Origin of the sequence: Streptomyces sp. NPDC050211, from assembly GCF_040656035.1 — a bacterium.
Taxonomy (GTDB): Bacteria; Actinomycetota; Actinomycetes; order Streptomycetales; family Streptomycetaceae; genus Streptomyces.
The window spans coordinates 25,351-39,198 of the sequence record NZ_JBFALC010000080.1 but is presented as its reverse complement, the minus strand read 5'-3'; the positions used below and the strand labels follow the sequence as shown (position 1 = coordinate 39,198).

Below are 13,848 nucleotides of genomic sequence, written 5' to 3'. Positions count from 1 at the left end.
CCAGCGGCGCCCCGGCCCCGGCGCCCGCCCGGCCCCCCGCCCGAGCCCGCCCGCCGCCCGCTCCAACCGTCCCGGCGTCATCCGGCTGGGCAGCCCCCGCCCCCGGCTGCGCATGGTCAGCCTCGCGCTGACCCTCGTACTGATCGCGTTCGTCGTACGACTGCTCCAGGTCCAGGCCGTCGACGCCGACACCCTGGCCGCCAAGGCCGGGCAGAACCGGTACGTCGGCCGCACCCTGGCCGCCGAGCGCGGCGAGATCACCGACCGCAACGGCGTCGCGCTCGCGACCAGCGAGGACGCGTACGACATCACGGCCGACCCCACGCTGTTCAACCGTGAGCAGCTGAAGATCGACGACGGACCCGAGCAGGCCGCCGCGCTCCTCGCGCCGATCCTCGGCGTGGACCAGGACGGCCTGGTCAAGAAGCTCAGGCCGGAGAACAAGGAGCTCCGCTACGCCCTGCTGGCGAGGCGGCAGACACCGCAGGTCTGGCAGCAGATCAAGGACCTGAAGAGCACGCTGGCCACCAAGGCCGAGTCCGACAAGAGCACGGTCAACGTGCTCGCGGGCGTGCTCGCGGAACCCACCAGCAAGCGGGTCTACCCGAACAGCGAGCTGGCCGCCGGGATACTGGGCTGGGTCAACGCCGACGGCAAGGGCGGCGGCGGTGTCGAACGGCAGCTGAACTCCGAGCTGGCCGGCAAGGACGGCAAGATCCGCTATGCCCAGTCCGGTGGCCGCCAGGTGCCCACCGTTGCCTCGACCGAGACGCCCGCCGTGCCCGGCAGCGACGTCGAGCTGACCATCGACCGCGACATCCAGTGGGCCGCACAGAACGCGATCACCGAGCAGGTGCGGGAGTCCGAGGCGGACCGCGGCTACGTGATAGTGCAGGACACCAAGACCGGCGAGATCCTCGCCATGGCCAACTCGCCCGGCTTCGACCCCAACGACCTCTCCCAGGCCGACGCGGAGTCCCTGCACAACTGGGCCCTGGAGGACGCGTACGAACCCGGCTCCACTGCCAAGGTCATGTCGATGGCCGCCGTCCTCGAAGAGAACGTCGCGACCCCGCTGACGCATGTCGTCGTGCCCAACCGGCTGCACCGCGGTGACCGGCTGTTCAAGGACGACATCGACCACGAGACCTGGTACCTGACGCTGAACGGCGTGCTCGCCAAGTCCAGCAACATCGGCACCATCCTGGCGACCGGCCAGCTCGGCAAGACCCAGGCCGAGTCCAACCGGATCCTCTACTCCTATCTGCGCAAGTTCGGCCTCGGCAGCTACAGCGGACTCGGCATCCCCGGCGAGACCAAGGGCATCCTCGCGCCGCCCGGCCAGTGGTCGACCTCGCAGCAGTACACGATTCCTTTCGGCCAGGGCGTGTCCCTCAACGCGATGCAGGCGGCGTCCGTGTACTCGACGATCGCCAACGGCGGCGTACGCGTGGAACCCTCGCTCGTCCGCGGCACCACGGGCGCCGACGGCCGCTTCACTCCCGCCGCGAAACCCGAGAAGACCAGGGTCGTCAGCGAGAAGACGGCCAAGACCCTCGCCCAGATGCTGGAGTCCGTCGTGGACGACCGGGACGGCACCGGCACCAAGGCGCGGATTCCCGGCTACCGCGTCGCGGGCAAGACGGGCACCGCCAACCGCGTGGATCCGGCCACCGGCAAGTACCACGGCTACACCTCGTCGTTCGCCGGATTCGCGCCGGCCGACAAGCCCCGTATCACCGTCTACTGCGCCATCCAGAACGCCACCGCGGGCAGCTACTTCGGCGGCCAGATCTGCGGGCCCGTCTACAAGAAGGTCATGGAGTTCGCGCTGAAGACCCTTCAGGTCCCGCCGACCGGGGCCAAGCCCGCCAATCTGCCGGTCGAATACTGACCCTGATCAGCACCGAGCCACCAGGAACCCCCTCGTGACAACGATCACTCCCGATTCCGGGAACCAGGGCGCGGCCGCGCCCTCACTTCGCCCCGAAGCGGGTGCGCCGGGTACGCTCACCGCCGTGCCACACGCTGATCAGTCCCAAACCACTCAGAAGGGCGCACCCGTGACATATCCGGGGCCGCCCAGGCCGGTTCAGGTCTCCGCCACACCCCTCGCGGAGCTTGCCGATCAGCTGGGTGGTGCCGCGCAGCCGGAAGTCGCCGCCGAGGTCACGGGCATCACCCATGACTCGCGCGCCGTCCGGCCCGGCGACCTGTACGCCGCCCTCCCGGGCGCCCGCCTGCACGGCGCCGACTTCGTCACGCAGGCCGCCGGCCTCGGCGCCGTCGCCGTGCTGACCGACCCGACCGGCGCCGAACGCGCCGCGGCCACCGGGCTCCCGGTCCTGGTCGTCGACGACCCGCGCGGACGGATGGGCGAGCTGGCGGCCACGATCTACGGCCACCCCGGCCGGGACCTGCTCCAGATCGGCATCACCGGCACCTCGGGCAAGACCACGACCGCCTACCTCGTCGAGGGCGGCCTGAAGACGGTCAGGTCCACCGGGCTCATCGGCACGGTCGAGATGCGCATCGGCGAGGAGCGCATCAAGTCCGAGCGCACCACCCCCGAAGCCACCGACCTCCAGGCACTGTTCGCCGTCATGCGCGAACGCGGCGTCGAGGCCGTCGCCATGGAGGTCTCCAGCCACGCGCTGGTCCTCGGCCGCGTCGACGGCTGCGTCTTCGACATCGCCGTCTTCACCAACCTCAGCCCGGAACACATGGAGTTCCACTCCGACATGGAGGACTACTTCCGGGCCAAGGCACAGCTCTTCACGCCGAAACGCAGCAAACTCGGCGTCGTCAACCTCGACGACGAGTACGGCCGCAGGCTCGCCAAGGAGTCCGCCGTCCCGGTCGTCACCTTCTCCGCCGAGGGCCATCCCGACGCCGACTGGCGCGCGGAGGACGTCCAGGTGGGGCCCATGGACTCGGCGTTCACCGCGATCGGCCCCAAGGGTGAGCGGATCGCCGCCAAGTCCCCGCTGGCCGGCCCCTTCAACGTCGCCAACACCCTCGCCGCGATCGTCGCCCTGGCGACCGCGGGCCTCGACCCGCAGGCCGCCGCCGACGGCATCGCCGCCGTGCCGGGCGTGCCGGGCCGGCTTGAGCGGGTGGACGCCGGTCAGCCGTATCTCGCGGTCGTGGACTACGCACACAAGACCGACGCCGTCGAATCGGTGCTCCGGGCCCTGCGCAAGGTCACCGAGGGCAAGCTGCACGTCGTGCTCGGCTGCGGCGGCGACCGCGACAAGACCAAGCGCGAGCCGATGGGCGCCGCCGCGGCACGGCTCGCCGACACCGCCGTACTGACCTCCGACAACCCCCGTGGCGAGGACCCCCTCGCGATCCTCGCCACCATGCTTCAGGGCGCGGCGTCCGTGCCGGCACACGAGCGCGGCGAGGTCCAGGTCTTCGAGGACCGGGCCGCCGCGATCGCCGCCGCCGTCGCCCGCGCGCAGCCCGGGGACACCGTGCTGGTCGCGGGGAAGGGCCATGAGCAGGGCCAGGACATCGCCGGGGTGGTCCGTCCCTTCGACGACCGCCAGGTGCTTCGCGAAGCAATCCGGAAAACCCAGGGATGAGAATCCAGAAGACCCAGGGGATGAACTTGTGATCGCCCTCTCTCTCGCCGAGATCGCAGCAGTCGTCGGCGGGCAGACGCATGACATACCGGATCCGTCCGTCCAGGTCACGGGACCGGTCGTCCGGGACTCCCGTGAGGCGGGCCCCGGCAGCCTCTTCGTCGCCTTCGTCGGCGAGCGCGTGGACGGCCACGACTTCGCGGCCCAGGTCGTCGCAGCGGGAGCGGCCGCCGTCCTGGCGTCCCGCCCCGTGGGCGCCCCCGCCATCGTGGTCGAGGACGTCCAGACAGCCCTCGGCGCGCTCGCGCGTCATGTCGTACGACGGCTCGGCACGACCCTCGTGGCGCTCACCGGCTCCGCCGGTAAGACCAGCACCAAGGACCTCATCGCCCAGGTGCTGCAGCGCAAGGCGCCGACCGTGTGGACACCCGGCTCGTTCAACAACGAGATCGGACTGCCGCTGACCGCGCTGAGCGCCACCGAGGAGACGAAGTTCCTCGTCCTGGAGATGGGCGCCCGCGGCCTCGGCCACATCCGCTACCTCACGGATCTGACGCCCCCGAAGATCGGCCTCGTCCTGAACGTCGGCACCGCCCACATCGGCGAGTTCGGCGGCCGCGAGCAGATCGCGCAGGCCAAGGGCGAACTCGTAGAGGCCCTTCCGGAAGACGGCGCGGCGATTCTCAACGCCGACGATCCCCTCGTACGGGCCATGGCATCCCGTACGAAGGCGAAGGTGATCCTTTTCGGAGAGTCCGGCGAAGCGGACGTACGCGCCGAGAACGTGCGGCTCACGGACAGTGGACAGCCTGCTTTCACCCTTCACACACCCTCCGGTGCGAGCGACGTGACCATGCGCCTGTACGGTGAGCACCACGTGTCGAACGCGCTCGCCGCGGCCGCCGTCGCCCATGAGCTGGGCATGTCCGCGGAAGAGATCGCCACCGCGCTCTCCGAGGCGGGCTCCCTCTCCCGCTGGCGGATGGAGGTCACCGAGCGCCCGGACGGCGTGACGGTCGTCAACGACGCCTACAACGCGAACCCCGAGTCCATGCGAGCCGCCCTGCGCGCGCTCGCGGCCATGGGCAAGGGGCGGCGGACCTGGGCGGTGCTCGGCAAGATGGCCGAGCTCGGGGACGAGGCGCTCGCCGAGCACGACGCGGTCGGACGGCTCGCCGTCCGGCTCAACGTCAGCAAGCTCGTCGCGGTCGGGGGCAGGGAAGCGTCCTGGCTGCAACTGGGCGCATATAACGAGGGTTCGTGGGGTGAGGAGTCGGTGCACGTGTCCGACGCACAGGCGGCGATCGACCTGTTGCGCAGCGAATTGCGCCCGGGAGACGTCGTACTCGTGAAGGCGTCCCGGTCGGTCGGGCTCGAGAGCGTGGCGCAGGCGCTCGTCGGGACCGGTGCCGAGGGTGAGGTTGCCGCCCGATGATGAAGCAGATCCTGTTCTCAGGAGTCATTGGCCTCTTTCTGACCCTGGTCGGCACCCCGCTGCTGATCAAGCTGCTCGCCCGCAAGGGCTACGGCCAGTACATCCGGGACGACGGCCCGCGTGAGCACGCCAGCAAGCGCGGTACGCCGACGATGGGCGGTATCGCCTTCATCTTCGCGACGGTCGCCGCCTACTTCCTGTCCAAGCTGATCACCGGCTACTCGGTGACCTACTCGGGTGTGCTCGTCCTCGGCCTGATGGTCGGCATGGGACTGGTCGGCTTCCTCGACGACTACATCAAGATCGTCAAGCGGCGCTCGCTGGGTCTGCGGGCCAAGGCGAAGATGGCCGGCCAGTTGCTCGGCGGCATCTCCTTCGCGGTGCTGGCGCTGCAGTTCGAGGATGCGCGCGGCAACACCCCGGCGTCCACGAAGCTGTCGTTCATCACCGACTTCGGCTGGACGATCGGCCCGGTGCTGTTCGTCGTCTGGGCGCTGTTCATGATCCTCGCGATGTCGAACGGCGTGAACCTCACCGACGGTCTGGACGGTCTGGCCACCGGCGCCTCCGTGCTCGTCTTCGGCGCCTACACCTTCATCGGCGTGTGGCAGTTCCAGGAGTCGTGCGCCAACGCGCAGGACCTGACCAACCCGGGCGCCTGTTACGAGGTACGCGATCCGCTCGACCTCGCGGTCATCTCCGCCGCGCTGATGGGCGCCTGCCTCGGCTTCCTGTGGTGGAACACCTCGCCCGCCAAGATCTTCATGGGCGACACCGGTTCGCTCGCGCTCGGCGGTGTCCTCGCGGGCCTGGCGATCTGCTCCCGCACCGAGCTCCTGATCGCCATCCTCGGCGGTCTCTTCGTCCTGATCACGATGTCGGTGGTCATCCAGGTCGGCTCCTTCCGTATGACCGGAAAGCGCGTGTTCCGGATGGCGCCACTCCAGCACCACTTCGAACTCAAGGGCTGGTCAGAAGTGCTGGTCGTGGTCCGCTTCTGGATCATTCAGGGCATCTGTGTGATCGTCGGACTGGGCCTCTTCTATGCGGGATGGGCAGCGGACAAGTGACCTCCTCGGAGCCCTTCGAATTTCAGGGCAAGCACGTCACCGTCGCCGGGCTGGGCGTCTCCGGCGTCCCGGCGGCCAAGGTCCTGCACGGCCTCGGCGCGCACGTCACCGTCGTCAACGACGGCGACGACGCACGCGCGCGTGCACAGGCCGCGGAACTGGAGGCGCTCGGCATCACCGTCCGCCTCGGCGACGGCGCGACCCTGCCCGAGGGCACCGACCTGATCGTCACGGCACCCGGCTGGAAGCCGGACAAGCCGCTGTTCGCGGCGGCACATGAAGCGGGCATCGACATCTGGGGCGACGTCGAACTCGCCTGGCGCCTCCGCGGCCCGGATGCCGCTCCCTGGCTCGCCGTCACCGGCACCAACGGCAAGACCACCACCGTCCAGATGCTCGCCTCGATCCTGAAGGCGGCGGGCCTGCGCACGGCCGCCGTCGGCAACATCGGCGTCTCCCTGCTGGACGCGGTGCTCGGCGAGGAGCAGTACGACGTCCTCGCGGTCGAACTCTCCAGCTACCAGCTCCACTGGGCGCCCTCCCTGCGTGCGCATTCGGCAGTGGTCCTCAACCTCGCCCCGGACCATCTCGACTGGCACGGCTCCATGGAGGCGTACGCCGCCGACAAGGGCCGTATCTACGAGGGCAATCGCGTCGCCTGCGTCTACAACGTCGCCGACAAGGCCACCGAGGACCTGGTCCGCGAGGCCGACGTCGAGGAGGGCTGCCGGGCCGTCGGCTTCACCCTCGGCACCCCCGGCCCCTCCCAACTCGGCGTCGTGGACGGCATCCTGGTCGACCGCGCCTTCGTCGAGAACCGGCAGAAGAACGCCCAGGAGCTCGCCGAGGTCTCCGACGTCAACCCGCCGGCCCCGCACAACATCGCCAACGCCCTTGCCGCCGCGGCCCTCGCGCGCGCCTACGGGGTGCCCGCGGCAGCCGTACGGGACGGGCTGCGTGCGTTCACCCCGGACGCCCATCGCATCGCGCACGTCGCCGACGTGGACGGGGTCGCCTACGTCGACGACTCCAAGGCGACCAACACGCACGCGGCCCAGGCCTCGTTGGCGGCGTACGACTCGATCGTCTGGATCGCGGGCGGGCTGGCGAAGGGCGCGACCTTCGACGAGCTGGTCGCCAAGTCGGCCGAGCGGCTGCGCGCAGTGGTGCTGATCGGCGCCGACCGTGCGCTGATCCGTGAAGCCCTGGTGCGACACGCGCCCGAGGTACCCGTCGTCGACCTCGACCGGACCGACACTGGGGCGATGCTCGCGGCGGTCCAGGAGGCGCGGCGACTCGCCGTTGCCGGAGACACGGTGCTGTTGGCACCTGCCTGTGCCTCCATGGACATGTTCGCCAACTACAACAAGCGTGGAGACGCGTTCGCGGACGCTGTTCGCGAACGCGGCGCCTGACCCCGGCCGCCGGCTGCCGGGCGACCTTGGGAGGGACGCGTGGAGCCGTCGAGGCCGACGTACAGCGGAGACAGCGATGCCCGGTAGCCGTACCGGGCGGCCGCCCGTGCAGCGGGACGTCCGCCGGCCCGCCGCTGCGCGGACCCCGGGCGAGAACCCCGTCGCTCGGCTGGTCACGCGCACCCAGAAGGCCTGGGACCGGCCGCTGACCGCGTACTACCTGATCCTCGGCGGCAGCCTGCTGATCACCGTGCTCGGGTTGGTGATGGTCTACTCGGCCTCCCAGATCACCGCGCTGCAGCTGTCGTTGCCGGGGTCGTACTTCTTCCGCAAGCAGGCCCTGGCCGCGCTGCTCGGCGCCGGACTGCTGTTCGCCGCCTCGCGGATGCCGGTCAAGCTGCACCGGGCGCTGGCCTACCCGATACTGGCGGGCGCCGTCTTCCTGATGGCCCTGGTGCAGGTGCCGGGGATAGGGGTGGCGGTCAACGGCAACCAGAACTGGATCTCCATCGCCGGGCCCTTCCAGCTTCAGCCCAGCGAGTTCGGCAAGCTCGCGCTGGTGCTGTGGGGCGCCGACCTGCTCGCCCGCAAGCAGGACAAGAAGCTGCTCAGCCAGTGGAAGCACATGCTGGTGCCGCTCGTTCCGGTGGCGTTCATGCTGCTCGGGTTGATCATGCTCGGCGGCGACATGGGTACGGCGATCATCCTGACGGCGATCCTGTTCGGCCTGCTGTGGCTGGCCGGGGCGCCCACCAGGCTGTTCGTGGGCGTGCTGACGGGGGCGGCCTTCGTCGGCGGGATCCTGATCAAGACCAGCCCTAACCGGATGGCCCGCTTCGCCTGCATCGGTGCCACCGAGCCCGGCAGCGGCACCGCCGACTGCTGGCAGGCCGTGCACGGGATCTACGCGCTCGCCTCCGGCGGACTCTTCGGATCCGGACTCGGTGCGAGTGTGGAAAAATGGGGTCAACTGCCCGAAGCGCACACGGACTTCATCTTCGCCGTCACCGGTGAGGAACTGGGCCTGGCGGGGACGCTGTCGGTGCTCGCCCTCTTCGCGGCTCTAGGCTATGCGGGTATCCGCGTGGCCGGACGCACGGAGGACCCGTTCGTGAGGTATGCCGCGGGAGGCGTGACCACCTGGATCACCGCTCAGGCAGTGATCAACATCGGTGCGGTGCTCGGTCTGCTGCCGATCGCCGGCGTCCCCCTCCCGCTGTTCTCCTACGGAGGATCCGCCCTGCTGCCGACCATGTTCGCCATCGGGCTGCTGATCGCCTTCGCGCGTGACGAGCCCGCTGCGCGGGCTGCGCTTTCCATGCGGCAACCTCGCTTTGGTAGAAAGCGCGCGGGACGCCCTTCGGGGCCGGGCAGATGGAACACGATGCGACGGCGTGCCTCAGCGGCGCGTTCGTCCGGAGAGCGGTGAATTTCGGTGCATGTCGTACTCGCCGGTGGGGGGACCGCCGGCCACATCGAGCCCGCGCTCGCCCTCGCGGACGCCCTGCGCAGGCAGGACCCGACCGTGGGAATCACGGCCCTGGGCACGGAGCGCGGCCTGGAGACCCGACTCGTACCCGAGCGCGGGTACGAACTCGCGCTGATCCCCGCCGTACCGCTGCCACGCAAGCCCACCCCCGAGCTGATCACCGTCCCGGGCCGGCTGCGCGGCACGATCAAGGCGGCCGAGCAGATCCTGGAGCGCACCAAGGCGGACGCGGTCGTCGGCTTCGGCGGCTATGTCGCCCTGCCCGGCTATCTCGCGGCCAAGCGCCTCGGGGTGCCGATCATCATCCACGAGGCCAACGCCCGCCCCGGCCTCGCCAACAAGATCGGCTCGCGGTACGCCGCCAAGGTCGCCGTCTCCACCCCGGACAGCAAGCTGCGTGACGCCCGCTACATCGGCATCCCGCTGCGCCGCTCCATCGCCACCCTCGACCGGGCCGCCGCCCGCCCCGAGGCCCGGCATGTGTTCGGCCTCGACCCCAACCTGCCCACGCTGCTGGTATCCGGCGGCTCCCAGGGCGCCCGCCGCCTCAACGAGGTGGTCCAGCAGGTCGCGCCCTACCTCCAGCAGGCCGGGATCCAGATCCTGCACGCGGTCGGCCCGAAGAACGAACTGCCGCAGGTGCAGCAGATGCCGGGGATGCCCCCGTACATCCCGGTACCGTACGTGGACCGGATGGACCTCGCGTACGCCGCGGCCGACATGATGCTCTGCCGCGCGGGCGCGATGACCGTCGCCGAACTCTCCGCCGTCGGACTCCCGGCCGCCTACGTCCCGCTGCCCATCGGCAACGGCGAACAGCGGCTGAACGCCCAGCCGGTGGTCAAGGCCGGCGGCGGACTGCTGGTCGACGACGCGGAACTCACCCCCCAGTGGGTGCAGCAGAATGTCCTGCCCGTGCTCGCCGACCCGCACCGGCTGTACGAGATGTCCCGCGCCGCCAGCGAGTTCGGCCGCCGGGATGCCGACGAACTGCTCGTCGGCATGGTGTACGAGGCGATCGCCGCGCGTCGTGCACACCACTAGGAGCTGATGACGGAGGGCAGGAAGCGTGGCCGGACCGACGACCGCCGAACGCGGTGAAAGCCAGCAGGAGTCGGCCGGCCCGCCTCCGGTTCGTCGTCTGCGGCGACCGAGGCTTCGTACGATCATCATCTTGACCGTGGTGCTGGTGCTCGTCGGGGCCGGCTCGGTCTGGGTGCTCTACGGTTCGAAGTGGCTGCGGGTGGAGCGCGTATCGATCGCGGGGACACGGGTTCTGACGCCGCAGCAGGTGCGCGAGGCCGCCGACGTACCGGTCGGGGCGCCGCTGATTTCCGTCGACACCGCTGCGATTGAGGCACGACTGAGCCGAAAATTGCCCCGAATTGACTCGGTTGACGTGGTCCGCTCGTGGCCCCATGGAATCGGGCTGAAAGTGATTGAGCGCGTTCCGGTTCTGATTGTCGAAAAGGGCGGAAAGTTCATCGAAGTGGACGATGAAGGTGTCCGATTCGCCACGGTTTCTGACGCCCCGAAAGGTATCCCCGCACTCGAATTGACGCCGCCCCGCAGCGGCTCCAGCGCCGCGAGCCTGCGCCGCTTCGGCGAGGGTCGACTGGTGCGCGAGGCCGTACGCGCCGCGGGTGCCATTCCGGCCGCCGTCGCCCGTGACACCCGGACTGTCAAAGTGAGTTCGTACGACGACATCTCACTGGAGTTGGGCGACGGCCGCACCGTCGCGTGGGGGAGTGCGGAGAACGGCGCCGCGAAGGCGCGTACGCTCACCGCTCTCATGAAAGCATCGCCGGATGCGCGGCACTTCGATGTCAGCGTTCCCACCGCCCCGGCGTCATCGGGGAGTTGACGCACATCAGCGCAGGCCAGCACCCTGGTTGGGCAGTGCAACGCCTGATCACATAGGGTGAAAAGAAAAACGGGAGGTTCGGCGTGTTCGTTGAACGTGCGCCACTTGTCGACTTAGTGTCCTGTTCAGAAGATTCCAGCGAACAGACACACTGGTAACCCTAAACTTCAACGTTAGGGTTCGGGTCGGCGTTCGGACCGTCCCATTCGGCATCAGTCGTCCGGATCGCGAGGCAGCAGTGCTTCGGCGGGCCGGCGGCACGTAACTCGAGGCGAGAGGCCTTCGACGTGGCAGCACCGCAGAACTACCTCGCAGTCATCAAAGTCATCGGTGTCGGCGGCGGTGGTGTCAATGCCATCAACCGGATGATCGAGGTCGGTCTCAAGGGCGTCGAGTTCATCGCCATCAACACCGACGCGCAGGCGCTGTTGATGAGCGACGCCGACGTCAAGCTCGATGTCGGCCGCGAACTCACCCGCGGACTCGGGGCCGGAGCCAACCCGGCCGTAGGCCGCAAGGCGGCCGAGGATCACCGTGAGGAGATCGAGGAGGTCCTCAAGGGGGCCGACATGGTCTTCGTGACGGCCGGTGAAGGCGGCGGCACCGGCACCGGCGGCGCGCCCGTCGTGGCCAATATCGCCCGGACCCTCGGCGCCCTCACCATCGGCGTGGTCACGCGCCCGTTCACCTTCGAGGGACGGCGCCGCGCCAACCAGGCCGAGGACGGCATCGCCGAACTCCGCGAAGAGGTCGACACCCTCATCGTCATCCCGAACGACCGGCTGCTGTCCATCTCGGACCGCCAGGTCTCGGTGCTCGACGCCTTCAAGTCGGCCGACCAGGTCCTGCTCTCCGGTGTCCAGGGCATCACCGACCTCATCACCACGCCCGGCCTGATCAACCTCGACTTCGCCGACGTCAAGTCGGTCATGTCCGAGGCCGGTTCGGCCCTGATGGGCATCGGCTCGGCCCGCGGCGACGACCGCGCGGTGGCCGCCGCCGAGATGGCGATCTCCTCGCCGCTGCTGGAGGCGTCCATTGATGGGGCGCGCGGCGTCCTCCTCTCCATCTCCGGCGGCTCCGACCTCGGCCTGTTCGAGATCAACGAGGCCGCCCAGCTGGTCAGTGAGGCCGCCCATCCCGAGGCCAACATCATCTTCGGCGCGGTGATCGACGACGCCCTCGGCGACGAGGTCCGGGTCACCGTGATCGCGGCCGGCTTCGACGGGGGCCAGCCGCCGTCCAAGCGGGACAACATCCTGGGTACCTCCACGCCCAAGCGCGAGGAGCCGACTCCGGTACGGCAGACCGAGAGCCGTCCGTCCTTCGGCTCGCTCGGCAGCGTCAAGCCGAAGGAGGAGCCGGAGCCGCCCGCGCCCGAGCCGGTCAACGACATCCCGGTCGCCCCGCCGGTCCCGCCGTCCCGGTCCTACTCGGACAGCGCGGCCGAGGAGCTGGATGTGCCGGACTTCCTGAAGTGATAGGACAGCGCGAGAGCGTGAGCGGCGCGCACTTCGGCTTCACCGACCGGTGGGGCGGGGTGAGCGCCGCTCCGTATGAGGAGCTCAACCTCGGCGGCGCGGTCGGCGACGACCCCGACGCCGTACGGACCAATCGCGAACTGGCCGCCAAGTCGCTGGGCATCGACCCGGCCGACGTGGTCTGGATGAACCAGGTGCACGGCAACGACGTCGCGGTGGTGGACGGGCCCTGGGGCGACCGGCCCGCCGCGCGGGTCGATGCGATCGTGACCGCGCGGCGCGGACTCGCCCTCGCCGTCCTCACCGCCGACTGCACGCCGGTGCTCCTCGCCGACCCGGTCGCCGGGGTCGTCGCCGCCGCTCACGCGGGACGGCCCGGCATGATCGCCGGGGTGGTGCCCGCCGCGCTACGCGCGATGATGGACCTGGGCGCCGACCCGTCCCGGATCGTCGCCCGCACCGGACCCACCGTCTGCGGGCGGTGCTACGAAGTGCCGGAGACGATGCGAGCCGAGGTGGCCGCCGTGGAGCCGACGGCGTACGCAGAGACGAGTTGGGGTACACCCGCCGTCGATGTGAGCGCCGGCGTGCACGCGCAGCTCGAACGGCTCGGGGTGCGCGACCGGGAGCAGTCGCCGGTGTGCACGCTGGAGTCGCGCGACCACTTCTCGTACCGCCGCGACCGCATCACCGGTCGGCTCGCGGGCTATGTCTGGCTGGACTGATGGGCATGACGGACCGTAAGGACGAACTCGCCGTAAACCTGGCGAAGGTGGAGGAGCGCATCGCCGTCGCGTGCGTGGCCGCCGGGCGCAAGCGCGAGGAGGTGACCCTGATCGTGGTCACCAAGACGTACCCGGCGAGCGATGTGCGCATCCTGTCGGAACTCGGTGTGCGCCATGTCGCCGAGAACCGCGACCAGGACGCGGCTCCCAAGGCCGCCGAATGTTCGGATCTGCCCCTTACATGGCACTTCGTGGGTCAGCTCCAGACCAACAAGGTGCGATCCGTGGTCGGTTACGCGGATCATGTGCAGTCCGTCGATCGTTCCCGGCTGGTGACGGCCCTCTCGAAGGAGGCCGTGCGGGCCGAGCGCGAGGTGGGCTGTCTGATCCAGGTCGCGCTCGACGCGGGCGCGAGCGGCAGAGGGGAGCGGGGTGGCGTGGCACCGGGCGGAATCGCCGAGTTGGCCGATCTGGTGGCTCGGTCTCCGGGGCTGCGGCTCGACGGGCTGATGACCGTCGCGCCGCTCGCCGGGAAGTACGCGGGACGCGAACTGGCGGCGTTCGAGCGCATGATGGATTTGTCGACTGACCTGCGCAGGGCACATCCGGCTGCGAACATGGTCTCGGCAGGAATGAGCGCGGACCTCGAGCAAGCCGTGGCGGCCGGAGCGACACATGTGCGCGTCGGCACTGCGGTACTCGGAGTCCGCCCCGGGCTCGGGTAACGTCGCCAAGAGTCGGACCACAGCAGAAAATATGGTCATTACCGCTGTACAGCGGGC

General features: G+C 69.7%; 11 protein-coding genes. All 11 read left to right on the top strand.

Going from position 1 to position 13,848, the window contains the following annotated elements; all coding sequences use genetic code 11:
• The coding region (locus AB0I98_RS43410; RefSeq protein ID WP_362951574.1) for a penicillin-binding protein 2 at window positions 1–1,894 on the top strand (1,894 nt) is incomplete at its 5' end.
• Window positions 1,895–2,063: 169 nt separating this feature from the next.
• Window positions 2,064–3,587, top strand: coding sequence for a UDP-N-acetylmuramoyl-L-alanyl-D-glutamate--2,6-diaminopimelate ligase (locus AB0I98_RS43405; protein WP_362951572.1), 1,524 nt, complete (start codon window positions 2,064–2,066; stop codon window positions 3,585–3,587).
• A gap of 28 nt (window positions 3,588–3,615) precedes the next feature.
• Window positions 3,616–5,022, top strand: a complete 1,407-nt coding sequence (gene murF / locus AB0I98_RS43400; protein WP_362951571.1) for a UDP-N-acetylmuramoyl-tripeptide--D-alanyl-D-alanine ligase — start codon at window positions 3,616–3,618, stop codon at window positions 5,020–5,022.
• Window positions 5,022–6,092, top strand: coding sequence for a phospho-N-acetylmuramoyl-pentapeptide-transferase (mraY, locus tag AB0I98_RS43395; RefSeq protein ID WP_362951575.1), 1,071 nt, complete (start codon window positions 5,022–5,024; stop codon window positions 6,090–6,092). Before murF ends, mraY begins: the two co-directional genes overlap by 1 nt.
• Window positions 6,074–7,507 carry a UDP-N-acetylmuramoyl-L-alanine--D-glutamate ligase gene (murD, locus tag AB0I98_RS43390; protein ID WP_362951569.1) on the top strand — a complete coding sequence of 478 codons (1,434 nt, stop codon included), beginning with the start codon at window positions 6,074–6,076 and terminating at the stop codon, window positions 7,505–7,507. The genes mraY and murD overlap by 19 nt, the downstream gene beginning before the upstream one ends.
• A gap of 76 nt (window positions 7,508–7,583) precedes the next feature.
• Entirely contained in the window at window positions 7,584–8,936 is a 1,353-nt protein-coding gene (ftsW, locus tag AB0I98_RS43385) for a putative lipid II flippase FtsW (RefSeq protein ID WP_362951568.1), read from the top strand.
• A gap of 6 nt (window positions 8,937–8,942) precedes the next feature.
• A complete protein-coding gene (gene murG / locus AB0I98_RS43380; protein WP_301979223.1) occupies window positions 8,943–10,040 on the top strand; it encodes an undecaprenyldiphospho-muramoylpentapeptide beta-N-acetylglucosaminyltransferase in 1,098 nt (365 codons plus the stop codon).
• A gap of 25 nt (window positions 10,041–10,065) precedes the next feature.
• Complete coding sequence (locus AB0I98_RS43375; RefSeq protein ID WP_362951566.1) at window positions 10,066–10,860, top strand: FtsQ-type POTRA domain-containing protein; 795 nt, start codon at window positions 10,066–10,068, stop codon at window positions 10,858–10,860.
• A 287-nt stretch (window positions 10,861–11,147) separates the two neighbouring features.
• On the top strand, window positions 11,148–12,341 hold the full coding sequence (gene ftsZ / locus AB0I98_RS43370) for a cell division protein FtsZ (RefSeq protein ID WP_362951565.1): 1,194 nt from the start codon (window positions 11,148–11,150) through the stop codon (window positions 12,339–12,341).
• Window positions 12,338–13,066 (top strand): peptidoglycan editing factor PgeF, encoded by a 729-nt coding sequence (gene pgeF, locus AB0I98_RS43365; RefSeq protein WP_362951564.1) that lies wholly within the window; start codon window positions 12,338–12,340, stop codon window positions 13,064–13,066. Before ftsZ ends, pgeF begins: the two co-directional genes overlap by 4 nt.
• 5 nt (window positions 13,067–13,071) lie before the next feature.
• A complete protein-coding gene (locus AB0I98_RS43360) occupies window positions 13,072–13,791 on the top strand; it encodes a YggS family pyridoxal phosphate-dependent enzyme (RefSeq protein ID WP_362951563.1) in 720 nt (239 codons plus the stop codon).
• Window positions 13,792–13,848 lie beyond the last annotated feature (57 nt).